The organism is Amycolatopsis sp. CFH S0740 (assembly GCF_004522315.1).
GTDB lineage: Bacteria > Actinomycetota > Actinomycetes > Mycobacteriales > Pseudonocardiaceae > Amycolatopsis > Amycolatopsis nivea.
Genome location: NZ_SDLS01000017.1, coordinates 171,355 through 195,330, shown reverse-complemented (window position 1 = coordinate 195,330; position 23,976 = coordinate 171,355). Strand labels below are relative to the sequence as shown.

At 70.7% G+C, this 23,976-nt stretch carries 20 protein-coding genes; 10 read left to right on the top strand and 10 right to left on the bottom strand.

The window, feature by feature from the left end; all coding sequences use genetic code 11:
* The first annotated feature begins 66 nt into the window (after positions 1 to 66).
* Positions 67 to 2,664: a bifunctional FO biosynthesis protein CofGH gene (locus EIZ45_RS27170; RefSeq protein ID WP_167756574.1), complete on the top strand. Its 2,598-nt coding sequence runs from the start codon at positions 67 to 69 to the stop codon at positions 2,662 to 2,664.
* Here EIZ45_RS27170 and EIZ45_RS27165 read toward each other — a convergent pair whose 3' ends face one another.
* The 3 genes from EIZ45_RS27165 to EIZ45_RS27155 all read right to left on the bottom strand — a co-directional run bounded on the left by EIZ45_RS27165 (position 2,665) and on the right by EIZ45_RS27155 (position 5,778).
* Complete coding sequence (locus EIZ45_RS27165) at positions 2,665 to 3,630, bottom strand: helix-turn-helix domain-containing protein (RefSeq protein WP_134662479.1); 966 nt, start codon at positions 3,628 to 3,630, stop codon at positions 2,665 to 2,667. It abuts the gene before it with no gap.
* Between the two features lie 23 nt (positions 3,631 to 3,653).
* Positions 3,654 to 4,616: an alpha/beta hydrolase fold domain-containing protein gene (locus EIZ45_RS27160; protein ID WP_134662480.1), complete on the bottom strand. Its 963-nt coding sequence runs from the start codon at positions 4,614 to 4,616 to the stop codon at positions 3,654 to 3,656.
* Positions 4,617 to 4,716: 100 nt separating this feature from the next.
* Positions 4,717 to 5,778, bottom strand: coding sequence for an FAD-dependent oxidoreductase (locus EIZ45_RS27155; protein WP_134662481.1), 1,062 nt, complete (start codon positions 5,776 to 5,778; stop codon positions 4,717 to 4,719).
* 117 nt (positions 5,779 to 5,895) lie between these two features.
* Between EIZ45_RS27155 and EIZ45_RS27150 the strand changes: the two genes are divergently transcribed.
* Together EIZ45_RS27150 and EIZ45_RS27145 are read left to right on the top strand one after the other, a co-directional pair.
* Positions 5,896 to 6,819, top strand: a complete 924-nt coding sequence (locus tag EIZ45_RS27150) for a TetR/AcrR family transcriptional regulator C-terminal domain-containing protein (protein WP_134662482.1) — start codon at positions 5,896 to 5,898, stop codon at positions 6,817 to 6,819.
* Between the two features lie 5 nt (positions 6,820 to 6,824).
* Entirely contained in the window at positions 6,825 to 7,229 is a 405-nt protein-coding gene (locus EIZ45_RS27145; protein WP_134662483.1) for a hypothetical protein, read from the top strand.
* A gap of 177 nt (positions 7,230 to 7,406) precedes the next feature.
* Here EIZ45_RS27145 and EIZ45_RS27140 read toward each other — a convergent pair whose 3' ends face one another.
* A complete protein-coding gene (locus EIZ45_RS27140) occupies positions 7,407 to 8,738 on the bottom strand; it encodes an LVIVD repeat-containing protein (RefSeq protein ID WP_134662484.1) in 1,332 nt (443 codons plus the stop codon).
* A 101-nt stretch (positions 8,739 to 8,839) separates the two neighbouring features.
* Between EIZ45_RS27140 and EIZ45_RS27135 the strand changes: the two genes are divergently transcribed.
* Positions 8,840 to 10,306 (top strand): ABC transporter substrate-binding protein, encoded by a 1,467-nt coding sequence (locus EIZ45_RS27135; protein WP_134662485.1) that lies wholly within the window; start codon positions 8,840 to 8,842, stop codon positions 10,304 to 10,306.
* On the opposite strand, the gene EIZ45_RS27130 is transcribed toward EIZ45_RS27135, so the two are convergent.
* Positions 10,303 to 11,181, bottom strand: a complete 879-nt coding sequence (locus tag EIZ45_RS27130; protein ID WP_134662486.1) for a LysR family transcriptional regulator — start codon at positions 11,179 to 11,181, stop codon at positions 10,303 to 10,305. The two genes, EIZ45_RS27135 and EIZ45_RS27130, sit on opposite strands and share 4 nt — an antisense overlap.
* Positions 11,182 to 11,252: 71 nt before the next feature.
* Here EIZ45_RS27130 and EIZ45_RS27125 point away from each other — a divergent pair, with 71 nt between their 5' ends.
* Entirely contained in the window at positions 11,253 to 12,284 is a 1,032-nt protein-coding gene (locus EIZ45_RS27125; protein ID WP_134662487.1) for an SDR family oxidoreductase, read from the top strand.
* On the opposite strand, the gene EIZ45_RS27120 is transcribed toward EIZ45_RS27125, so the two are convergent.
* On the bottom strand, positions 12,268 to 13,005 hold the full coding sequence (locus tag EIZ45_RS27120; RefSeq protein ID WP_134662488.1) for an SDR family oxidoreductase: 738 nt from the start codon (positions 13,003 to 13,005) through the stop codon (positions 12,268 to 12,270). The two genes, EIZ45_RS27125 and EIZ45_RS27120, sit on opposite strands and share 17 nt — an antisense overlap.
* A 59-nt stretch (positions 13,006 to 13,064) precedes the next feature.
* Here EIZ45_RS27120 and EIZ45_RS27115 point away from each other — a divergent pair, with 59 nt between their 5' ends.
* Positions 13,065 to 13,697 carry a class I SAM-dependent methyltransferase gene (locus EIZ45_RS27115; protein WP_134662489.1) on the top strand — a complete coding sequence of 211 codons (633 nt, stop codon included), beginning with the start codon at positions 13,065 to 13,067 and terminating at the stop codon, positions 13,695 to 13,697.
* Positions 13,698 to 13,742: 45 nt separating this feature from the next.
* On the opposite strand, the gene EIZ45_RS27110 is transcribed toward EIZ45_RS27115, so the two are convergent.
* Positions 13,743 to 15,644, bottom strand: a complete 1,902-nt coding sequence (locus EIZ45_RS27110; protein ID WP_134662490.1) for a S8 family serine peptidase — start codon at positions 15,642 to 15,644, stop codon at positions 13,743 to 13,745.
* 163 nt (positions 15,645 to 15,807) lie between these two features.
* On the opposite strand from EIZ45_RS27110, the gene EIZ45_RS27105 reads away from it, so the two are divergent.
* Both EIZ45_RS27105 and EIZ45_RS27100 read left to right on the top strand, forming a co-directional pair.
* Positions 15,808 to 17,001: an MFS transporter gene (locus EIZ45_RS27105; protein ID WP_240690578.1), complete on the top strand. Its 1,194-nt coding sequence runs from the start codon at positions 15,808 to 15,810 to the stop codon at positions 16,999 to 17,001.
* Between the two features lie 37 nt (positions 17,002 to 17,038).
* Positions 17,039 to 17,539: a GNAT family N-acetyltransferase gene (locus tag EIZ45_RS27100; RefSeq protein ID WP_134662492.1), complete on the top strand. Its 501-nt coding sequence runs from the start codon at positions 17,039 to 17,041 to the stop codon at positions 17,537 to 17,539.
* On the opposite strand, the gene lpdA is transcribed toward EIZ45_RS27100, so the two are convergent.
* From lpdA to pip, 3 genes are all read right to left on the bottom strand, one after another.
* Positions 17,529 to 18,914 (bottom strand): dihydrolipoyl dehydrogenase, encoded by a 1,386-nt coding sequence (gene lpdA, locus EIZ45_RS27095; protein ID WP_134662493.1) that lies wholly within the window; start codon positions 18,912 to 18,914, stop codon positions 17,529 to 17,531. The two genes, EIZ45_RS27100 and lpdA, sit on opposite strands and share 11 nt — an antisense overlap.
* Before the next feature lie 191 nt (positions 18,915 to 19,105).
* A complete protein-coding gene (locus EIZ45_RS27090; RefSeq protein ID WP_134662494.1) occupies positions 19,106 to 19,885 on the bottom strand; it encodes a lysophospholipid acyltransferase family protein in 780 nt (259 codons plus the stop codon).
* A 55-nt stretch (positions 19,886 to 19,940) separates the two neighbouring features.
* Positions 19,941 to 21,359, bottom strand: a complete 1,419-nt coding sequence (gene pip / locus EIZ45_RS27085; RefSeq protein WP_037820606.1) for a prolyl aminopeptidase — start codon at positions 21,357 to 21,359, stop codon at positions 19,941 to 19,943.
* 91 nt (positions 21,360 to 21,450) lie between these two features.
* Between pip and EIZ45_RS27080 the strand changes: the two genes are divergently transcribed.
* Positions 21,451 to 22,134 carry a response regulator transcription factor gene (locus tag EIZ45_RS27080; protein ID WP_037820604.1) on the top strand — a complete coding sequence of 228 codons (684 nt, stop codon included), beginning with the start codon at positions 21,451 to 21,453 and terminating at the stop codon, positions 22,132 to 22,134.
* Between the two features lie 5 nt (positions 22,135 to 22,139).
* Positions 22,140 to 23,405 carry a HAMP domain-containing sensor histidine kinase gene (locus EIZ45_RS27075; RefSeq protein WP_037820602.1) on the top strand — a complete coding sequence of 422 codons (1,266 nt, stop codon included), beginning with the start codon at positions 22,140 to 22,142 and terminating at the stop codon, positions 23,403 to 23,405.
* The last annotated feature ends 571 nt before the right edge of the window (positions 23,406 to 23,976 follow it).

Here is a 23,976-nt window from a genome sequence, read left to right as displayed (position 1 = left end):
ACCAGCACGCACGGTGGCGGGCTAAGAGCTGGCTGGTCGCGGCGGCCGGGTCCTAGCGTGGCGGGAATGGAGCCCGAAGCTGGCGTGACCACGCCCACCCCGTCGGCCATGCGCCGTGCGCTCGCCCGGGCGCGAGACGGGAAGACGCTCGACGTCGCCGAGGCGGCCGTGCTGCTGCACGCCCGCGGCGACGACCTCAAGACTTTGTCCGACCACGCCTCCCGCATCCGCGACGCGGGCCTCGAAGAAGCCGGTCGCGCGGGAATCATCACCTACAGCCGCAAGGTGTTCATCCCGCTGACCCGGCTGTGCCGGGACCGGTGCGGCTACTGCACCTTCGTCACCGTCCCCGGCAGGCTCGAATCGCCGTTCCTGTCGCCGGACGAGGTGCTCGACATCGCCCGCAAGGGCGCCGAGATGGGCTGCAAGGAAGCCCTGTTCACCCTCGGCGACCGGCCGGAGGACCGCTGGAAAGCCGCGCGCGAATGGCTGGACGCGCACGGCTACGACGACACGCTGTCCTACGTCCGCGCGATGGCGATCCGGGTGCTCGAAGAGACCGGCTTGCTGCCGCACCTCAACCCGGGTGTCCTGTCCTGGCAGGACTTCCAGCGGCTCAAGCCGGTCGCGCCGTCGATGGGCATGATGCTGGAGACCACCGCGCGCCGGCTGTGGAGCGAGAAGGGCGGGCCGCACTACGGTTCGCCGGACAAGGATCCCGAGGTCCGGTTGCGCGTGCTGGAGGACGCCGGGCGCAGCTCGGTGCCGTTCACCACCGGCGTGCTGATCGGGATCGGCGAGACGCACGAGGAACGTGCCGACGCACTGTTCGCGATCCGCAAGACCGCCCGCGAGTACGGCGGCATCCAGGAAGTCATCGTCCAGAACTTCCGGGCCAAGCCGGACACGAAGATGCGCGCGACCCCGGACGCCGACCTCGAAGAACTGGCCGCGAACATCGCCGTGGCCCGGCTGGTGCTGGGCCCGCGGATGCGCATCCAGGCGCCGCCGAACCTCATCGGCGACCAGTACGACCTGATGATCCGCGCGGGCATCGACGACTGGGGCGGCGTTTCGCCGCTCACGCCGGACCACGTGAACCCGGAACGCGTGTGGCCGCAGATCGACCTGCTGGCGCGGCAGACCGAGAAGGCCGGTTTCGAGCTGCGCGAGCGGCTGACCATCTACCCGGAGTACGTGAAGCGCGGCCAGCCGTGGCTGGACCCGCGCGTCACGCGGCACGTCGCGGCGCTGGTCGACGGGGAAACTGGGCTGGCCCGCGACGGCGCGATGCCGGTCGGGATCCCGTGGCAGGAGCCGGACGGCGGCTGGCAGGAGTCCGGCCGCACCGACCTGCACACCGAGATCGACACCACCGGCCGCACCGAGGACCGCCGAGGCGACTTTGATTCGGTCTACGGCGACTGGAAAGAGATCGGCCGTAAGATCAAGACTGGACCGCAGCGGTTCGACACCGACATCCGGGATGCGTTGCGCAGCGCGGAAAAGGACCCCGCCGGGCTGTCCGACGACGCCGCGCTCGCCTTGCTGCACGCCGACGGGCCGGAGCTGGACGCGCTCACGAAACTGGCCGACGACCTGCGGCGCGAGGTGGTCGGGGACGACATCACCTTCGTCGTCACGCGGAACATCAACTTCACCAACGTCTGCTACACCGGTTGCCGGTTCTGTGCCTTCGCGCAGCGGAAGACCGATGCGGACGCGTACACGCTGTCGCTGGAGCAGGTCGGCGACCGGGTGGACGAGGCGTGGGCCGCGGGCGCGACCGAGATCTGCATGCAGGGCGGCATCCACCCGGATCTGCCGGGCACCGCGTACTTCGACCTCGCGGCCGAGGTGAAGCGGCGGCAGCCGGACATCCACCTGCACTCGTTCAGCCCGATGGAGGTCGTGAACGGCGCGTCGCGGACGAATCTGTCCATTCGCGACTTCCTGATCCGGGCGAAGGAGTCCGGAGTGGACTCGCTGCCGGGCACCGCGGCGGAAATCCTCGACGACGACGTCCGCTGGGTGCTCACCAAGGGCAAGCTGCCGACGGACGCGTGGATCGAGGTCGTCACCACCGCGCACGAGATCGGGCTGCCGACCACGGCGACGATGATGTACGGCCACGTGGACAACCCGAGCCACTGGGTCGGGCACCTGAAACTGCTGGCCAAACTGCAGCGCGAGGGCGTCGAACGCAACGGGCGGCGCGGGTTCAGCGAGTTCGTGCTGCTGCCGTTCATCCACCAGAGCTCGCCGATCTATCTGGCCGGGCTCGCCCGCGCGGGCACGACGCTGCGCGAGAACCGGGCAGTGCACGCGCTGTCGCGGCTGCTGCTGCACGGCACGTTCGACAACATCCAGAGTTCCTGGGTGAAGCTCGGCGAGGAAGGCAGCCGGGCGGTGCTGCAGGGCGGCGTCAACGACATCGGCGGCACGCTGATGGAGGAGACGATCAGCCGGATGGCGGGCGCGGCGAACGGGTCGTACAAGACGATCAGCGACATGCGCGCGATGGTCGAGCCGCTCGGGCGTCCGCTGCGGCAGCGGACCACGTCCTACGGAACGCCGACGGACGAGCGGATCGCCGCGGCTGCCGAGTCGGACGGGGTCGCGACGGCGGTGCGGAAGCCGTTGCTGCCGCTGCTCACGCCGTGATCAACCGGTGCGGTGCAGCCGCCACAGCGCGATAGCCAGCTGCAACCGCAACCGGCCGGCGGGATCGCGCACTGGCCAGCCGAGCAGGTGCTCGGCGTGGGCCAGGCGATCCTGCAGGGTCGAATGGTGCACTACCAGCGTGTTCGCGGCGCCGCGCAGACTCGGAGCACCCGCGACGGCGACCAGCGTGGGCAACACCCACGGGGCCGCCGCGCGGGCGTTCTCCAGGCTGGCGACATCCGCGACCGGTTTGGTCCGGGGTCCCACCGCGTCGGCGAGCACGGCCAGTCCGCCGAGTTCGGCGTAGTCCACAACGGACGGTCCAGGGTCGTCTTCGGCGGCGGTGAACCGGAAAGCCGTCCGGGCTTGTTCGCCGGACACCGGCAGGTCGGCCAGGTCCACGACAGTGCCGAGGCCGACCCGGGCCCGTTCCGGCGGAGTCCACTGTGGAGGGACGACCAGCGGGACCGCGTCGGTCACGACAGCTCGCGCGGTGGCGCCGAGCCCAAGCCGATGTGCGGCGCGGAGCCGGGTTCGTTCGTCCGCCGACGCGTCGAGCACCACTTCCACGGACGCTGGATCGACGACCCGGCCGCGGGTGCGGTCCAGCACCGCCCGAGCTGCGGCCGACGCGCGTTCCAGCACCATCGCGTCCACCGGGCTCGCCGGACCGGGCCGTTCTAGCCACAGCGCGACCGGCCCGTCGGGACGCACCGGAGCGGCGGGCCATTCCGGATCGGGCGGTCCGTCCGACGGCACGACGCGCCCGTCCGGTTCGACGCGGACGCGCACCCGGCGTTCGTCGTCGGCCAGCCGCGCGGGGCAGCCGGACAGCACCGCCGCCCCGCGCACGATCGGCTCCAGCCCGGCGCGGCCCTCGACCAGCCGGTCGAAATAGGCGATGACCTTGACCGTCTCGGCCGCGCCGGGATCGAGCGCGCTCAGATGCGTGACCAGCTCCCTCATCGGTCCATCATCGCTCGTCCGGTTCAGCCGAGCAGCCGCCGCAGCCACGGCGTCCGCTCGGCGCGGGCCTGCTGCGACAGCGCCGCCTGCGGAGCCGAGCCGTCGAAGCCGTGGAAAGCGCCGGGCCAGACGTGCAGTTCCGCCTGCACCCCGGACAGCCACAGCCGGTTCGCGTAGGCGATGACCTCGTCGCGGAAGGTCTCGGTGCTCCCGACGTCGAGGAACGCGGGCGGGAGGCCGGACAGGTCTTCAGCGCGCGCGGGGGCGGCGTAGGGCGACACGTCCGGGCCGCCGCGAGCGTCGCCGAGCAGCGCGGTCCAGCCGACGTGGTTCGCGGCGCGGTCCCAGCTGCCCATCTCGGCCATCTGGATCGCCGACGGCGAGTCGTTGCGGTCGTCGAGCATCGGGTACACGAGCAGCTGGCCGATCAGGTCCGGTCCGCCGCGGTCGCGGGCGAGCAGCGCCGTTGCCGCCGCGAGGCCGCCGCCCGCACTCGCGCCGCCGATCACGACGCGGGAGGAGTCGAAGCCGTACTCGGCGGCGTGCTTGACCGTCCATTCCAGGCCGGCGTAGCAGTCCTCGACCGGTGCCGGATGCGGGTGTTCGGGCGCGACCCGGTAGTCGACGCAGACGAAGCCGAGGCCCAGTTCGGTCGCGTACTCCTTGAGGAAGTACAGGTCGCCGCCCTGGTGGCCGCCGATGATCATGCCGCCGCCGTGCAGCCAGTACAGCACCGGGACGTCGACCGCCCCGGCCGGCCGCGCGACGATCAGCGGGATCGGGCCGCGCGGCCCCTCCGCGTCCACTTCGGACACTTCGAGGGCGCCGTCGGCGGTGATCTCCTCCAGCGAGATCTGCCGCTTCGCCGCGGCCGCGCGCACCGCCGGGATCGACTCGAGCGTCTTGATCGGCGGCCGCTCGGCCGCCAGCACTTCGAGCGCCGCGGCGAGCTCGGGGTCGAACGGGAGCGGCGGATAGGCGGTCATCGCGGGAGCCTCCAAGGAATCGGGGTGCGGGACCCATCCTCGCCGCCCGGGAGCCGGACCGGGCCAGCCGGGCGGCGGGAATCTCCCGCCAGCTGGCGGGTCAGCGGTCCAGGCTGATCGCGTTCTTCGCCCGCTCGACCGATTCCTCCGACGCGGGCCCGGCGGCGTTTTCCGTGGCCAGCGCCTGGTTGAGCTCGACGAACGGGCGCATCCGGGTCTCGTAGTCGGCGGCGGAGTCCGCCAGGACGTACGCGCCGACCAAGGCGAGGCTCGTGCCCTGCCCGGACAGCACGGACGCGCAGTACCCGGCGTCGCCGACCAGCGCGACCCGGCCGGTCGTCCAGCGGTCGAGGTGGATCTGGAGCATGGCGTCGAAGAAGAAGGTCTCGGAGTCTTCCATGGCTTTGACCAGGTCAGGAACCGGACCGCCGACCTCGCTCAGCCGGTCCGCGATGAGCTTCTTCTGCTCCGCGACGTCCCGGATCGCGCGGTACTCCGGTTCGGCGAAGCCGAGCGTCACCCGGATCTCCTCGTTGCCCGGCACCGGGTAGACCGCGCCGCCGACGCCCTCGCCCTGGAACCAGATCTGCCAGTCCTCGAGGCCGACCGTGTTGGCCGCCGGGAAAACAGCCAGGTACTGGCCGAGGTAGCGGCGGAACTGGTCCTCCGGCCCGAACGCGAGCCGCCGGACCGCCGAATGCGCGCCGTCCGCACCCACGATCAGGTCGAACGTGCGCGGCTGCGCCTTGGCGAACTCGACCCGGCCGGACTCGGCGTCGAGCGCGGTGATCTCGTCGCCGAAGCGGAACTCGACGTCGGCGGCGTCGTGCAGCAGCTCGACCAGGTCGTCGCGGAGGATCTCGATGTCCGCGCTGTCGAGCCGGCCGCTGCTGAAGGTGCGTTCCTCGGAACGAAACACCTCGTTGCCGGACGCGTCCAGCATCGACATCCCGCGCATCCGTGTGCGCTTGGCGCGGACCTGCTCGCCGATGCCCATCCGGTCGATGACCTCCAGCGCGACCCCGCGGATGTCGATCGCTTGACCTCCGCTGCGCAACCCCTCGGCGCGCTCCACGACCGTCACGTCGTACCCGCTGCGGCGCAGCCAGTAGGCCGACGCGCAACCAGCGACTCCCGCGCCGCAAACCAGTGCTTCAGGCATGTCCTCACCCCTCGGTACGGTGCATCATTACCCTGATGAACCTGCCGTGACCTGGCTTCCGCCGCCAAAACTGACCTAGTACAGATGACCCGCTGACCTAGTACAGACAGGACCCCGATGCCGACCGACCCGCCGTACCTCCGCATCGCCGCCGCGCTGCGGGATGAGATCTCGCAGCTGCCGCCGGGCGCGAAGGTGCCCTCGACGCGTCAACTGGCTTCGACGCACGGCGTCGCGAACGCCACCGCCGCCAAGGCGCTCGATGTGTTGCGCCGCGAGGGCGTGCTCCGTGCTGAACCGCGGTCGGGTTATGTCGTCGCTGGTCAGCAGGCTGAGACTGAGGCGAAGCGGCCAGTGTTGACCCGGGATCGGTTGGTGCGCGCGGCAATCGCGATCGCCGACGCGGAAGGCGTCGCGGCGCTGTCGATGCGCGGACTCGCCGCGCGGCTGGGTGTTCCGGCGATGGCGCCGTACCGGTATCTGTCCGGAAAGGACGAACTGGTCTTCCTGATGGCGGACACGGTCTACGGCGAAACCGGTTACCCGGCACGGGAACCGGAGGGGTGGCGGGCGCAGTTAGAGCTGTCGGCGCGCACGTTGTGGTCCGTGCACCGGCGACATCCGTGGCTGGCGCATCTCGTGCCGCTCACCCGCCCCTGGCCGCTGCCGAACCTGGCGGCGCACAACGAACGCGCGCTGGCCGCGTTGTCGGTCTTCGGCCTGAACGCGGCTGACCTGTGCGATCTGAATGTGTTGTTCTACAACCACATCCAGGGCACGGCGATCCATCTGGAACGCGAGCGGCACGCGATGGGGGCGACCGGGATCACCGAGGACCAGTGGATGGAGACGCAGGCGCGGGGATACGCGGCGCTGACCGGGTCGGGACGGTATCCGGTGCTGGCGCGGATGGTGGCGGACCTCGCCGAGGGGTACGACCTCGATCTGGACCACCTGTTCGAGATCGGGCTGCAGGCGCTGCTGGACGGGCTGGCTGTCCGATATCCGGTTGGCGGGGCGGGTGCAGGGCGGCAGGATTAGTGAGCGTGATCCGCCTAGTCCCGACCGTCCGCGAGCGCCGGAAGTATCAGCGCGAGCGCAGGTATCTCGACTTCGAGATCGACGGCGTCAGCGTGCGCAGCTTGGTCGACGCCGAGCTGGATCTGATCTCGGTGCTGGCAACCGATCATCCGCACGACCCGCAGCGCTTGGCGCGCGTGCTCGGCGAAGCGCCGGGTGACGCACCGGATGGCCGGGTACTGCTGTACGTCTGCCCCGAATGCGAAGACATCGAGTGCTGCGCCATCGCCGCCAAAGTGTCGCGGCGAGGCGACATCGTCACCTGGCGAGACTTCGGCGTACCGGAGGAAGACGAGGCGGACAACGAGTACGCCGAGCGCGCGGTCACCTTCTCCGCGCGCGAGTTCCTCCGCGAACTGGCGGGCCGCTGAGCGGTCAAGCGTGGGCATGAACACCGATGCGGCCGAGCGGTACGTCCCGGGCCAAGGCGCCGAGCATGTCCCGCGAGACCCCCAACTTGCCGTAGACCCACGACCGAGGCGGTTCCAGGAGGCCCTTCTGCCGCTCATCGAGGCCCGGTTGAACCGCGGTGCGCGGCTGACCCGCCGCTACACGCCGAGCTTGAGGATGTCGATCCCCCGCTTGTTGTCCGCCACATACACGTACCCGTCGTGCCAGTACGGCGCCCACGAAGCCGCGTCCGCCGGGCGGAAGTACGCGATCTGCGTCGGGTTCGACGGGTCGCTCACGTCGAGGAATCGCGTGCCCTGCGCGTAAAACGACTGCACCAGCACGTGCCCGCGCAGGTCGAAGTAGTGCGCCGAGCAGTCGTCGGACACCGGGTCGCTGCCTTCCTGCCCGGCGACGCTCCAGGTGCCGATGCTGCGCATCCGGAACGGCTTCTCCGGCGTGGACCGCCAGCCTTCGCCCTGGTACGAGCCGTCCAGCGAAGAAATGGTCAGGACGCCGTCGCCCGCGCAGCCGGGGAGGAAGCTTTCCTCGGTGGCGTACACGAGGTCGTGCCCGCGCCAGGCGCCGTCGTCTCGGGAGCCGACCGGGTGGAAGCTGTTGTGCAGGAACTTCGACGGCGCCGCGGTTTCCGACACTCCGCCGCCCGCGTACGGCACCGGCTTGAGCGCGCTCGCCAGGCGGTAGCGGTTCTGCACCGGGTCGCGATGGAAGCCGGACGTCCAGTAGCCGCGCACGCCGCCCGCGCCGGACACCCACGCGACGCCCATTTTGTCGACCTGCACGTCGTGCACGTAGTCGGTTTTGCCGTCGTTGCGGGCGAGTTCGATCGGGTCCGGGTGCACCTTCGGGGCGCGCGGGTTGCGCACGTCGGTGACCCAGATCGGCCTGCCGCCCCAATCCGCGGGCTGGTCGTCGGCCTTCGCCGGGCCGCCGGTCCAGAGGTAGCGGCAGTCGTCGACGCAGCTGGTGGTGTGGCCCGCCGGGACCTTGACGTAGCTGAGGATCTCCGGTTTCTCCGGACGCGCCACGTCGACCACGTAGATGCCGGACTCGCCGGTGTGCGTGTTGCCCTTGAACGCGCGCGGGTCCCGGGACAGGAACACGAGCTTGCGTTTCGCGTCGACCTCGGTGTCCTCGGTTTCCCACAGCCCGGGCAGGCTCAGCTCGCCGATCGCGTGCGGCTTCGCCGGATTCTCCGTGAGGTCGTACACCTTCAGGCCGAACTGGCCGGACACGACCATCACGTCGCGTTTGCCGTAGCTGAGGAAGTTCGCCGAAATGGCCCCTTGCGCGTCGGGCACGCTGCCGACCGGCCGCACGCCCTTGACCGCGCCCGGATCGCCGAGGCTGTGCTTCGCTTCGGTGACCGGCTTGTCGTCCTCGCACGCCGCGGCGGGCAAACCGGTGGCGACGAGCGTCGCCGCCGCGGTCGCGATCGCCAGTCCGGAGCGAATCCACCAACGGCGCACGCGAAACCTCCAAGAGACCCCAGTGTGACTGAAGTACTTTAAGACGGTCCCTAACCGGACACAACCGCCTTTCGTTGCTTTCCACCTGGTAATAAGACAGCATGCGATCGCGTCTGCTGGTCCCGCTCACGCTCGCCGCCGTCGTCGCGGCCGGTCTCTCCGGCTGTTCGTCGTCGGCCGAACCCGCCCGGCCCGGCGTCCTGTCGGTCGGTCTCGGCGAACCCGGCACGCTGCTGCCCGCCGACGTCACCGATCCGTCCGGGCGGCTCGTCACCGGCGCGCTGTGGACTCCGCTCGCCGATTACGATCCGGCCAGCGGAAAAGTCACCCCGCGTGCAGCGGAGTCGATCACCAGCACCGACCGGGTGACCTGGACCGTCCGGTTGCGACCCGGGAAATTCCACGACGGCACGCCGGTCACCGCGCAGTCCTATGTGGACACCTGGAAGGCGATCGCGGGTCACCACTGGGCCAGTACACCGGTGCTCACGAAGTCCTTGCGGGCCAAGGAGATCACCGCAGTCGACGAGAAGCAGTTGCGGATCGTGCTCGACCGGCCGTCGAATCAGGTGCCCGCCTGGTTGTCCGCGCCCGGGCTCGTGCCCTTGCCCGCGTCGGTGCTGAAATCGCGCGACTGGAACGGGTTCGCCCGCCATCCGATCGGCAACGGCCCCCTGCGACTGGAGGGCGACTGGCAGTCCGGTGCCGGCGGCAAGCTCGTCCGGGTCGCCGCGGATCCGGGCCGGGCCAAGGAAATCGAGCTGCGCGTCGGCAATCCGGCGGAGCAGTACGACGAGGTCAAGGAAGGCAAACTCGACGTCGCCACGTCCGTCCCGGGCGATCGACACGAGGCGATGCACGCCGATTTCGCCGACCGGCACGCGATGTGGGCGCTCCCCCGCGCCGGCTACCTGGTGTTTTCCGCCGAGGCAACGCGATTCGCCGATCCCGCGGTGCGATATGCCTTCGCGCTCGGCACCGACCGCGCCGCACTGGAATCCGGTCCACTCGCACACCAGGCGGACCCGGCCAAGGGACTGCTGCCGCCGGCGGTCGCGCCCGGCGAGCGGTCCGGGAACTGCCGTCCGTGCACTTTCGACGGTCCGGCCGCCAAATCCCTGCTGGACCAAGCCGGATTCACCGGCGACGCGGCCGTGTACTACGACAGTTTCGACGGCACCTGGCCGCAGGCGTTGGCCGAGGGGCTGTCGAAGAGTCTGGGAATTTCGGTTACCGCACAGCGAAAAGCCACCGGAGGCAAGCCGACCGGTCCGTCCGCGCTGGAGGTCAAGGCGGTCTCGCCGAGCCCGGCCGACCTCCTCCACACGCTCGCGGACGCCGCCGGTTACACCGATGCCGGATTCGCCGCCGATCTCAATTCCGCCGAAACCACCGCGTCACCGGAAGAAGCCGCGCAGCTGTTCCGGGTCGCCGAAAACCAAGCCCTGCGCGATCTTCCGGCGATTCCACTGTGGACCGCGCACGGTCACGCCGTCTGGTCCGCCCGGGTCCACGACACGGTGACGACGCCGTTCGCCGGAATCGACCTGACCCGGCTGCGCGACTAAACCCGCGCGTGTTGCGCCAGGACTTCGCCGAACGCCGCCGTCAACGGATCCGGTTCGCTGCGGCCGTATGCGACCAGTTCTCGCCGGATCGGTTTGCCAGGGCGCAAAACCTGGCCGCTGAACTCGGCGGGGAGCACGTTCGCCGGAACCAGCGCGGGCCCCAATCCGGCCGCCGCGAGCAACGGTGCGGCGGCGGTCTGTTCCGTGCGCACCGCGGGTCGCGGCCGGAATCCTGCTTCTGCGCAAGCGGCGTCGAGAAGTTCGGCTAAGCCGTGGCCAGGCGCGTAGTGCACCCACGCGCAGTCGGCAAGGTCAGCCAGGTCGACCATACCGTCCGAAGTGGACTCCGTGGCGCCGTCGGCCGGTAGCACGACGACGAACTCCTCGGTGCCCAGCGTCCGCACCGGGCCCGTCCACCCGGCCGGACGCGGGCCGATCGCGAGATCCGCTTCTCCGGCCAGCATCGCGTCGCGCAGTTCGTCGGCGTGGCGGTACTCGAAAAGCCGCACGTCGACGTCCGGCCGTTCGCGCCGCCACACGCGCAGCGCAGGCGGCAGCACCCCAAGGCTCACCGAGTAGACCGTGGCGACCAGCAGTTCACCGGCGACCTGGCCGGACGCCTGTTGCGCGGCGCAGCGGGCACGTTCGGCGTCGGCGAGCGCGGCGCGGGCGTGCGGCAGCATCGCGCGCCCCATCGGCGTGAGCCGGACTGAACGCGGCAACCGTTCCAACAGCGGACCGCCGACGCTGTGCTCCAGCGCCCGCATCTGATGCGACAGCGCGGGCTGCGTCACGTGCAACTGCTCGGCGGCCCGGGTGAACGAACCGGTGTCCACCACCGTGACCAGGTACTCGAGCTGCCGCAAGCTTGTCATAAGCACAGTTTATCGAAGCGGTGAGAAGTAAGCCTTGGACTCATCACGCGAGCAAGGTCAGGATCGAAGACATGAGCAGCACACGCGTGGCCCTCGTGGCCGGGGCCAACGGGATCATCGGCCGGAAACTCATCTCCCACCTGCGGACTCTCGACGGCTGGGAGGTGCTCGGCCTCTCCCGGCGCGGCGGACCGGGCAGCCTCGCCGTCGACTTGCTCGACCCGGCGGGCACCCGGACGGCGCTGGCCGGCGTCGGCGCGACGCACCTGTTCTACGCCGCCTACCAGGACCGGCCGACGTGGGCGGAACTCGTGCCGCCGAACGTCGCGATGCTGGAGAACCTGGTGAACGGCCTCGACGAAGGCCCGCTGGAACACGTCAGCCTGATGCAGGGCTACAAGGTCTACGGCGCGCACCTCGGCCCGTTCAAGACCCCTGCCCGCGAGGCCGACGCCGGACAGCACATGCCGCCGGAATTCAACGTGGACCAGCAGAAGTTCCTGGAACGCCGAGCCGCTGGCGGGGGCTGGTCGTGGTCGGCGATCCGGCCGTCCGTGGTCGGCGGGACGACGCTCGGCAACCCGATGAACCTCGCGCTCGTGATCGCGGTCTACGCGTCGATCTCGAAGGAACTCGGCCTGCCGCTGCGCTTTCCCGGCAAGCCCGGCGCGTACGACAGCCTGCTGGAGATGACGGACGCACAGTTGCTCGCCGAGGGCACAGTGTGGGCGGCGACGTCCAGTCAGAACGAAGCGTTCAACATCGCCAACGGTGACCTCTTCCGCTGGCGAGAGCTGTGGCCGAAGCTGGCCGCGTACTTCGACCTCGAAGTCGCTTCGCCGTTGCAGTTGCCGCTGACGACCGTGATGGCCGATAAGGAACCACTGTGGACCGAGATGGCGGGGAAGCACGGCCTCACTGCTTCGTACGCCGACGTCTCTTCGTGGGCCTTCGGCGACTTCGTGTTCTCGTGGGACTACGACATGTTCGCGGACACGTCGAAGTCACGCCGCGCCGGTTTCCACTCCTATGTGGACACTGAGCAGATGTTCTACCGGCTGTTCGACGAGTTGCGCCGCGACCACGTCATCCCCGGCCGATGAACGGCATCGTGGTGGCGGTGATGGTGAGGAACTGGACGTTGGCGTCCAGCGGCAATCCCGCCATGTAGAGCACCGCGTCGGCGACGTGGCCCGCGTCGAAGGTCGGCTCGGCCAGCAGCCGCCCGTCGGCCTGCGGGATGCCCGCGGCCATCCGCTCGGTCATCTCGGTGGCCGCGTTGCCGATGTCGATCTGTCCGCACGCGACGTTCCAGGCGCGGCCGTCGAGCGAAATCGACCGGGTGAGACCGGTGACGGCGTGTTTGGTGGCCGTGTAGGCGACGCTCGCCGGACGGGGCGCGTGCGCGGAGATCGAGCCGTTGTTGATGATCCGGCCGCCCTGGGGGTCTTGGTCGCGCATCAGCCGCACGGCCTGCTGCGCGCACAGGAACATGCCGGTGAGGTTCGTGTCGACGGTGCGCCGCCAGTCCTCGACGGACAGATCCGCGACGGTGCCGCCGAGCGACACCCCGGCGTTGTTCACCAGCAGATCCAACCGGCCCCATTCGCCGCGCACGGCCGAGAAAAGCGCCTCCACCGAAGCTGGGTCGGCGACGTCCGCGGGCACGACCAGCGCGTTCGCGGCGGAACCGGCCGTCTCGCGCAGGGCGTCCTCGCGACGTCCGGCGAGCGCGACCCGGTAACCCGCGCCGAGCAGCGCTCCGGCGATCCGGCGGCCCAGCCCGGAACCGGCCCCGGTGACCACAGCGGTCTTCTCCGACATGTCGGCCTCCTCAAAAGTCCGTTCGCCCGCACGTTGCCATATCGCGGCACACTGGGTTCATGGGACCACGTGACACTTTGCTCGCCGGGTTCGCCAAACAGTTGGGCCATCCGAGGGGCCGGGCCGGACAGGCTGTCGTCCGGCTGCTCAACAACGTCAACCGCGGGCCGGTCACCGGAGCGGTCGAAGCGCTGGAGATCCGCCGCGGCGAAACCGCGCTGGACCTGGGTTTCGGCGGCGGTCTAGGGCTGGACCTCCTGCTGCGAGCGACCGAGGGCGGCACCGTGCACGGCGCGGAGATCTCCGAAACGGCGCTGGCCCGGGCGCGGCGGACGTTCCCGAAGAACCTCGCCGCCGGACGGCTGGTGCTGCACCAGGCCGGAATGGCCGAGCTTCCGCTGGGCGACGGGACGATCGACGCGGCGCTGACCGTCAACACCGTCTACTTCATCCCCGACCTGGTGCCCGCGTTCGCCGAGGTCGCGCGGGTGCTCGCGGACGGCGGCCGGTTCGTCGTCGGCATCGGAGATCCCGCGATGATGCGCGAAATGCCCTTCACCAGCCACGGTTTCCGGCTGCGGCCGCCGGAAGAGATCGAGAAGGCGCTCGCGGACGCGGGCCTCGAACTGCGCCGCCACGACCGGCTCGGCGACGGGCCGCGGGCGTTTCACCTCCTGGTCGCCGGACGCTGAAAAGGGCGGGCTCCCCGGTCGAGGAGCCCGCCCTTTTCGCAACCGCTACTTCTTCGGCACGCCCAGCGCGGCCAGCGCCGGACCCGCCATGATCACGCCGTTGCCGGTCACCGCGTCGAATCCCGGTGCGCCGAGGTCGATCGCGCTCGACACCAGCGCGGTGCGGACGTCCGCCGGGGTCGCGGCCGGCTTGCCGGACAGCAGCAGCGCCGCGATCGCCGCCGCGTGCGGGGCGGCCGCCGAGGTCCCGTAGAATGGCTGGAAGCCGGCGACCGAGGTGGCCACGCCGTCGGCCGCGGTGATGTCCGGCTTCGCGCGGGTCGCGCCGCCGGTCGAGGACACGTTGCCCGGGGTCAGCTCGGTGCCGTCGGCGTTGTAGAAGAGGTGCCGCTGGCCGTCGGAGGTGAAGCGCTCCCACTTGCTGGCCGAGGTGAACAGGCCGGGGTACGGGCCGGCCGGGTTCGCCGGGTCGCCGGTCTCCAGCGGACGGCCGAACGCGGTCGCCGCCGGGGCCGCGGCCACCGAGAACGCCGCTGCCGCCGCCGAGTGGCCCGAGGTCACGCCCGCGGTGCTGAAGCCCTTGAGCGAACCGGAGTCGACGAACCGGCCGCGGATCACGTTGAGCGCGAAGAACCGGTCCGCGCCGCTGTACTTGACCACCGCGACGCGGTAGCCGGAGCCGGACGTCGGCACGGTCAGGCTCTCGTACGGGTTCTGCGAACCGTCCTGCGAGTTGGCGCTGGAGGCGACGACGCCGCCGGAAGCGTTGAGCAGGAACAGGTCGTAGTCATTGGCCGAGTGGCCCCACGGGTCCGACCAGAACAGCGTCACCGGCCTGCCGAGCGAGCCCGGCGAGAGCGGGTCGGTCGTCTGCACGCCGCTGCCCGGGTCGAAGTCGTGCGGGGTGCCGGTGACGCCCGGCAGCGCGGTGCCGGACGAACGGAAGTCGCCCTCGTAGTAACCGCTGGTGCCGTCGGTGAGGTTGCCGGAGTTGCCCGCGGAGGAGAAGTAGAGCGCGCCGGCCGCGGTCACGTCGTTGACCGCCTGCGCGACCTGCGTGTCCTGGAACGGCGACTCGTCGAAGTACGCGACGTCGTCGACGATCACCGTGCACTTGCCGGTGCTGCGCAGCGCGCGGATGTTGTCCGCGAAGCTCGACTCGCTGGTGAACGCGGTCGCGAAACCGAGCGTCGCGCCCGGGGCGAGGTCGTGGACGATCTCCAGCATCGCGGTGCCCTCGTCGCCGCTGCCGGCTTGGCCGGGCAGCACGTCGACGGCGGGCAGTTCACCCGCGTCCTGCGACTTCTTCAGCGAGTTGACGCCGTCGGAAAGCACGCAGACCTTCACACCGGTGCCGTTCACGCCGTATTGCGTGCGTGCGGTGTCGGCGCCGTGGGTCTTGTCCCCTTCGGACACCTGCACGGCGGCGACGGCCTTCTTGGCCAGCTGCCGGCGCTGCGCGTCGGGCTCGTTCCAGGTCATCGCCTGCGTCGCGGGCTGGACCTGGCGGACGTCGCCGCGCGCCGCGATCCGGTCCACCGCGTTGAGCGGCAACTGGGCGCGAACCGAGCCATTGGACGAGGTGGACTGCACGGTGCCGCCCGCGGCACGCACGGCCTTCGCGATCGCGGCTCCGGCAGTACCGGCGATGTCGACCGAAACCGTGCCGGCCTGGGTGACCGGCAGACCGGTGCGGTAATCCGGCAGCAACGCGGCGAGACCGCGGTCCGCGCGCAGGCGCTTCTCCACGACCAGCTGGCTGGACTGCTTCCGCTCGGCCGGGGTGAGGGTCTTCTTGATCCCCTGCAACGCACTGATCCCCGTCCCAGCGCGCGCATTCGCCGCGTCCGCCGCCGACGGCTGCGCGACGGCGACCCCGCTCCCGGCGAGCACCACCCCGACCGCGAGGGGCACCGAATACGCGGCTACCCGGCTCGTTCTTATCATGACAACTCCTGTCCTCGCCCCCGGCCACCCACTGTGGTCACGTGAATCTAAATAGCGACCGCGGCCAATACCACCGACCAAAGTGGTATCTGCCCGGATGGCCCACCTGGTGAGACATCGACGGGCGCTTCCCGGCCCGAAGCGGAGCTGGCACTCTGCTCTCGTGGCGAACCTGGGGAGGGATTTCGCGCGGCTGTGGGCTGCGTACGCGATCAGCACGGCAGGCAGCACGGTCGGCGCGGGTGCCCTCGGACTCGTCGCGGTGCTCGTGCTCGACGCTCCCGCGTGGCAGGTTTCCCTGATCACCGCCATCTCGGCCGCCGCCAGCGCGGTCCTCGCTTTCCCGCTCGGGCCCCGCGTCGAATTCGCCCGGAAGCGTCCCGCGATGATCACCGGCGACCTGGTCCGCTGTGCCGCGCTGGCGAGCGTGCCGCTGGCGGCTGCGCTGCACGTGCTGACCATGCCGCAGCTCTATGCGGTCGACATCGTCGTCGCCACCGCGGCCGTCATCTTTTCCGCGGCCAGCGGCGCGCACCTCAAAGCCCTTGTCGCGCCGGACGAACGAGCTGTCGCCTTGAGCCGCTTCGAAAGCACCGACTGGGTCTGCTGGTCGGCCGGACCACCCTTGGGCGGCGTGTTGATCAGCGGACTGGGCGCGACCGCGACGATGCTCATCGACGCGTTCTCGTTCCTGCTGTCCGCACTCGGAATCCGTCGTCTGCGTACGCCGGAACCACCGCCTGCGGTTGCTTCCGGGCCTGCTCGCCGCGGATTCACCGACGGATGGCGTTTCCTGCTGCGCAGCCCTGAACTTCGCCCGCTGTTCTTCAACTCCGTGTTGTTCAGCGGCGCGGTTCTTTGGGTCACGCCACTGCAAACCGTGCTGATGCTGCGGGATCTCGGCTTCGCGCCTTGGGAATACGGGCTGGTGCTCGGCGTGCCCTGCCTTGGCGGGCTCCTCGGCGCGCGTCTCGCGCCGATGCTCAGCTCTCGGTACGGCGCGCGGAAAGTGTTGCTCTGGACCAGTTTCGCGCGTACTCCGTGGCTGCTCGCCGCTCCGTTCGCCTTTCCCGGACCGGCCGGAGTCGTCCTGCTGATCGCCGCGGACTTCGGGCTGTTGCTGGTGGCGGGCATCTTCAACCCGACCTATTCGGCGTACCGGCTGTCGCTGATCGACGACACCGTCCTGACGCGGACACTCACCGCCTGGTCCACCGGAACCCGTACCGCCAAACCCATTTTCATCACCCTCGGCGGGATCGCCGCCGGAGTGGTCGGCGTGCGCTTCTCGCTGGGGATCGGCGCCGTGCTCTGCCTGTTCAGCGCCGCCGCGTTGCCCGCCCGCCGGAGCCGATGATCAGTTTTTGTCGGTGGCGCCGGTTACCGTGGCTGCCATGTTCAAGATCGACCGCGCGGCCGCTGCCGACGCCGCCGCGCTCACCGACCTCATGCACGCCTCGTCGGCCTACCAAGGCCAGTACGCCTCGATCCTGGAGGGATACGCCGTCACGCCGGATTACCTGCGCCAGCACCAGGTTCTGGTCGCCCGGGGCCCGTCCGGGCCAGCGGGTTTCGCCGCGCTCGCCGATGCGGAACTGGACCTGCTGTTCGTCGCCGACGAAGCGCAGGGAACCGGGCTCGGCGCCCGGCTCGTGCAGCGCATCCTCGAGCTGGCAGCGGAAAACGGGTTGACCGAGGTGCGCGTGGTGTCGCATCCGCCCGCGGTGAAGTTCTACGAACGCATGGGCGCCCGGCAGATCGGGAGCGTCCCGCCGAAACCGCCGAAGATCTCGTGGTCCCGGCCGGAACTGGTGTTCTCCCTGTCCGGAAACGACAGCGCCCCGGACCGCGAAACCACCGCGGGCCAGGGCGACCGTCGAAGAATCAGAAGTTGATCATATGACCAGCCAGTCCGTGCACCGCTTCCTTCACCGCCTCGCCCAGTGTCGGGTGCGCGTGCACGTTGCGCGAAACCTCGTGCACCGTAAGGTCCCACTGCTGCGCCAGCGTCAGCTCCGGCAGCAGCTCCGTGACGTCCGGGCCGATGAGGTGCGCGCCGAGCAGCTCGCCGTACTTCGCGTCGCTCAGCACCTTCACGAAGCCCGCCGCGTCGCCGAGGCCGTGCGCCTTGCCGTTGGCCGTGAACGGGAATTTCGACACCTGCACGTCGAAGCCCTTCTCGCGCGCCTGCTCCTCGGTCCAGCCGAAGCTCGCGATCTGCGGCTGGCAGTAGGTCGCGCGCGGGATCATCACGAAGTCCAGTTCCATGGTCTCCGCGCCGGCGATCGTCTCCGCCGCCACGATGCCCATCGACTCCGACGCGTGCGCCAGCATCAGCTTCGCCGTCACGTCGCCGATCGCGAACAGGTGCGGCACGTTCGTCCGGCCGCGGCCGTCGATCGCGATCGCGCCGCGCTCGGTCAGCTCGACGCCGGTGTTCTCCAGGCCGTAGCCCTCCACGTTCGGCCGGAACCCGATGGCCTGCAACACCTTGTCGGCCTCGAGCACCTGCTGCTCGCCGTCCTTCGACACGGTCACCGCCACCTTGGCTCCCGAGTCGTCGATCGACTCGACCTTGGTGCCCAGCAGCACCTTGATCCCCAGCTTGCGGTAGCGCTTGGCCAGTTCGGCCGACACCTCGGCGTCCTCGAGCGGCACCATCCGGTCGAGGAACTCGACGATCGTCACGTCCACGCCGTAGTTGCGCAGCACGTAGGCGAACTCGACGCCGATCGCGCCTGCCCCGGCGATCACGATGCTGCCCGGCAGCTCGCTTTCGAGGATCTGCTTTTCGTAGGTGACCACGCGCTCGCTGCGCTGCGTGCCCGGAAGCAGCCGGGCCGTCGCGCCGGTGGCGATGATGCCGTAGGTGAAGGTGATGCGCTCGCCGTTCACCTCGAGGGTGTTGGCGTCCACGAAGGTCCCGCGCCCGTTGTACTCGGTGATCTTGTTCTTCTTCATCAGGAAGTGCACGCCCTTGACGCGCCCGTCCGCGACCTTGCGGCTGCGCTCGTACGCCGCGGTGTAGTCGAACCGGATCTCCCCGTCGGAGGAGATGCCGTAGGTCTTGGCCTCCTCCTTCACCGTGTGCGCGAGCTCGGCGTTGCGCAGCAGCGCCTTCGAAGGGATGCAGCCGACGTTGAGGCACACCCCGCCCCAGTACTTCTCTTCCACGACCGCCACGCTCAGGCCCAGCTGCGAAGCCCGGATCGCCGCGACGTACCCACCGACTCCGGCCCCGAGGACCACCACGTCATAGTCTGCGCTCATACCGTTGAAACTACCTCCCGCGCCCGCGCGGGGCGGCGTGACGGCGCCCGCTTTCAGCCCGGCCGCCGCTCGTCCTGGGCCGCCCGCCCGCTGCTGCGGCGCGTCCTCCGCCGTCTGATCCGCGGCGAAACCTTTTCCAGTGCAACTGGATCGTCCACAGTGGCGCCCGCGGGTACCGCGGAGTCCGCCGGTCAGGCAGGCGGGCGCACGCCCCGGATCCCGGCCAGCAGCTCGGTCACCGCGGTCATGATCCGCGCGGTCGCCTCCTCCAGCACGTCCCTGGTCAGCTCCCGCCCGCGCAGGTCGGCGAGGTCCACCGGCTCGCCGGCGACGAACTCGATCTTCCGCCGCGGAAGCACGCGCGGGAACCAGGAGCCGGCGGGCAGCAGTTCGTGCGTGCCCCAGTTCGCGACCGGGATCACCGGCACGCCGGTCTCCAGCGCGATGCGCGCCGCGCCGGTCTTGCCCTTCGCCGGCCAGCCGCCCGGGTGCGCGGAGAGCCCGGCCTCCGGGAAGATCGCGACGCATTCGCCCGCCCGCACCGCGGCGACGGCGTCGCGGTACGCGCCCGCGGCGGTCGGCGCGCCGCGGTGGACCGGGATGTGCTTGCCCGAACGCATCACCGACTTGATCACCGGCGCGTTCCACAGGCTCGCCTTCGCCAGGTACCGCGGCACCCGGCCGGAGCCGAGGCAGAAGGCGGTGAGCGTCGTCGGGTCGGCGTTCGACAGGTGGTTGGAAGCCACCACGACCCCGCCCGATTGCGGGATGTTCCGCGCGCCGCGCACGCGGAACCGGCTCGTGAGGGCGAGCAGCTGCCACACGACCTCGATCGCGAAGTGGTACCAGGCGCCCCGTCCGGAGCGGGCGAAGCGCCTGCCGTACCTCTGCATGCCGCGGAAGCCGAGCAGCTCCCCTTCGAGCGGGGTCCAGTGGTCCCGGGTCCGGGTGCGCAGCGCCATGAGCGTCATTCGTAGCGGAAGACGCTCCGGCTCGGTGCCGCGCGACCTCAGGACGCGGCGGGAATCACACCCGCTCGAGCACCACCACGGGGATCTCGCGGTCGGTCTTCTTCTGGTAGTCGTTGTAGGCGGGCCACACCGCGGCGAGCTTGTCCCACAGCCGGGCGCGTTCCTCGCCGGTCGCGGTCCGGGCGCGCGCGGTGAACTTGTCCGCCCGCACCTGCACGCGGACCTCGGGGTTCTCCTGCAGGTTCAGGTACCAGCCGGGGTGGTTCGGCGCGCCGCCCTTCGAGGCGACGATCACCGGGTTGCCGTCGTCCTCCTGGTAGATCAGGGCGAACTTGCGGTCCTGCCCGGTCTTGCGCCCCTTCGTGGTGAGCACCAGCGTCGGCACGCCCTCCTGCCAGTCGTGCCCGACCTCCCCGTCGGTCTCCTCGTAACGGCGAACGTGCTCGTCACCGAACAGCATGCGGATTTCCTTTCGTTCGACTTCCGCGCTCGACAGCCCGGACCTGCCCTCCCACCCTGCCGCGAACCGGTCGGTCGCGCTGATCAGCTCGTGCAGCGTGCCCGGTTCGTCGAAGGCGTGCCCGGCGTCGCCGATCATCTTCAGCTCGGCGCCCGGCAGCACCTGTGCGAGTTCCCAGGCGGTGGTGGCGGGAGTGACCACGTCGTACCTGCCCTGCACCAGAACGCACGGGATGCCCGACAGCTTCCCGGCCCCGCGGATCAGCTGGTCCGGGGCGAGCCAGCCGCCGTGCCGGAAGTAGTGGTTCTCGATCCGCGCGATCGCGAGCGCGAACTCCGGCTCGGCGAACGCCGCCACCACCTCTTCCCGCGGGGTGAACTTCACCGTCTCGCCCTCCCACCGGCTCCACGCGAGCGCGGCGGGCCCGTGCACCTTGGGGTCCGGGTGATTCAGCAGTTCGTGGTACACCTCGAGCAGGTCGCCGCCGCGGCGCGCGTACGGCACCGGCGCGAGGAACCGCGACCACGCCTCCGGGAACACGCACGCCGCGCCCCCGCCGAAGAGCCACTGCACTTCCTTCAGCCGCAGCGTCGCGACGCCGCGCAGGATCAGCTCGGTCACCCGCTCCGGATGGGTCTCGGCGTAGGCGAGCGCGAGCACGCTGCCCCACGAGCCGCCGAACAGCTGCCAGCGGTCGATGCCGCGGTCCTCGCGCAACTGCTCCATGTCGGACACCAGGTGCCAGGTCGTGTTCACCGAGAGGTCGACGTCCGGTTCGCTGCAGTGCGGCGTGCTCCGGCCGCAGCCGCGCTGGTCGAACAGCACGATCCGGTAGCGCTCCGGGTCGAACAGCCGCCGGTGCCGCGCGGACGCGCCGCCCCCGGGCCCGCCGTGCAGGAACGCGACCGGTTTGCCTTCGGGATTGCCGCATTCCTCCCAATACAGCGTGTTGCCGTCGCCGACCGGCAGCATCCCGTGGTCGTACGGATCGAGTTCCGGGTACAGACCGAGCATGCAGCCACTATGCCCGACCTCGGCCGCGTCCCGCTGGGGGTCCACTGTGGACGCGCGGACGCGGCCGGGATGCTCCGGTTAGGCTTCCCGCATGGCGAAGGTACTGGTGGTGGAGGACGACGCGGCGATCGGCAGCGTCCTCGACTCCGCGCTGCGCGGGCATGGCCACACAGTGCAATGGTGCCGGGACGGCCGGAGCGCGCTGCGCGAGACGGCGGCCGATCTCGTGCTGCTGGACCTGGGCCTCCCGGACGTCGACGGCGTCGAAGTGTGCCGGCGGCTGCGTTCGGCCCTGCCGGGCGCGGTGCTGGTGATCCTTACCGCGCGGGCGGACGAAATGGACGTCGTGGTCGGGCTCGAAGCTGGTGCCGACGATTACCTCACCAAGCCCATCCGGCTGGCCGAACTGCTCGCCAGGGTGCGCGCGCACCTCCGCCGGGGAGCGCCCGCCGCGCCGTCGACGCCGGTCGTCCGGATCGGCGCGCTGGAGGTCGACATCGCGAGCAGGCGGGTCAGCCTGAACGGCCGCGAGGTCGTGCTGCGGGCACGCGAGTTCGACCTGCTCGCTCGGCTGGCCGTCCAGCCGGGGCAGGCGGTGAGCCGGGACACGCTGATGTCGGACGTGTGGGATTCGCACTGGCACGGCTCCACCAAGACGCTCGACGTGCACATCGCCGCGCTGCGCCGCAAGCTCGCCTCGGCCGCCGAGTCGCCGTACGAGGTGCCGAGGATCGCCACCCTGCGCGGGCACGGATACCGGCTAGAGGGGGACTGAACGGGGTGCGCCGCCGGATCGTGACGCTCACCGTCCTCGCGGCGGTCCTGGCCACGAGCCTGTTCGGGCTGCCGCTCGCCGTCGGTGCGCTGTGGTACTTCCGCACGCACACCACGGCCGCGCTGGAGCGGGCCGCCGACGGGACAGCCGTCGTCGTGTCCGACGCGCTCGCCGCCGGCGAGCGCTTCCAGATCCCGGACAACGAGGACGGCGCGGAGGTCGGCGTCTACGACCCGAAGGGCCACCTCCTCGCCGGGGAGGGCCCGCCCACCGCGGACGACGTCGTGCGCGGGGTCGCCGTGACCCGCAGCGACATGCTGAACCAGAAGGTCGGCGACGAGGACGTGCTGGCCGTCCCGGTGCTGACCGGCGCCCGGCTCACCGGCATCGTGCGCGCGGCGCTCCCCCGCTCGGCGCTGACCCGCGACGTCGGCATCACCTGGCTGGTGATGGCCGGCTGCGCGATCGGCGCGGTGCTCGCGAGCTGGCTGGTGGCCCGCCGGATCGCCGCCCGGCTGACCCGTCCGCTGGAAGACCTGGCCTGCACGGCGGCCCGGCTAGGCGAAGGCGACTTCTCCGCCCGGTCCCGGCGTTCGGCGATCCCGGAGATCGACCGCGTCGGCGCCGCCCTGGACGTCACCGCGACCCGCATCGGCGAAACCCTGGAACGGGAACGCGCTTTCTCCGCCGAAGCCTCGCACCAGCTCCGCACCCCGCTGGCCGGACTGCGCCTGCAACTGGAATCCGCGCTGGAAACCCCCGGCCGAGACCCGTACGCGGCCGTGCGCGCCGGAATCACCGCCGCCGACCGCTTGGAAAGGACCGTCGAAGACCTGCTCGCGCTGTCCCGGGAACGCCGCACCCCTCGCGACGAGCTGGACCTTTCCGCCCTCCTGACGGAATTGACCGACGTCCCGCTGCCCGACCACCGCGAACTGCGCCTGGAGATCACCGACCCGCCCCCAGTCCGCGCGTCGGCCCCCGCGGTGCGGCAGGTGCTGGCCGTCCTGCTGGACAACGCGGTGAACCACGGCGAAGGAACCATCACCGTCCGAGCCCGAGACGCCGGCGGCGCCCTGGCCGTGGACGTCGTCGACGAAGGCCCGGACCTGGGCGAACGAGACCCGTTCTCCGACCACACCCCCGGCGGGCACGGCATCGGCCTCCGCCTGGCGAGAAGCCTGGCCGAAGCCGAAGGCGGCCGGTTGCGCCTGTCGCGCCCCGATCCGCCGACGTTCACCTTGCTGCTTCCGGAAGCTCCCGCCTCCTGACCAGCCCATGACGGGCGGTGGGGTACTTGCTCTCGCGCAGACTCCGCTGCACGCTGCCGGAGCAACTGCGCACCACGCCGCCAAGATCCGCACGCCGCAGACGACTGGGTGCCGCTCTCCCGGCTCACCGCCAGGCAACACCGCGCGCCTCACCCGCCGCCACTGACCGCAGAATTCCTCGCCCGCCCCGCGACCAGCCCCGATCACGGAGCTGCCCGATCCGCCGGAACCGCAACCCAGCCCCGCCCATCACTCCGGACACCTTCGCCAAGCAGCACGCGGGCAGGCGCCACGGCACCCGCGGCCCAGCTTCATGCACTTCCCCAGCCCCATGCGAGGGGCCGCAGCCACGACGACGGCCCGCCCGCATCCCAGCGATGCCGACCCCCGGCCCGCCGCCCACAGCCACCCCAGCGATGCCCACCCCCGGCCCGCCGCCCACAGCCACCCCAGCGATGCCCACCCCCGGCCCGCCGCCCACAGCCGACCCAGCAGGGGCCTCGAGCAACCGCCCGGCCCTGCATCCTCCTCAGCCTCATCCCGAGCAACTCCCGCTAACCCAGCCCTGAAC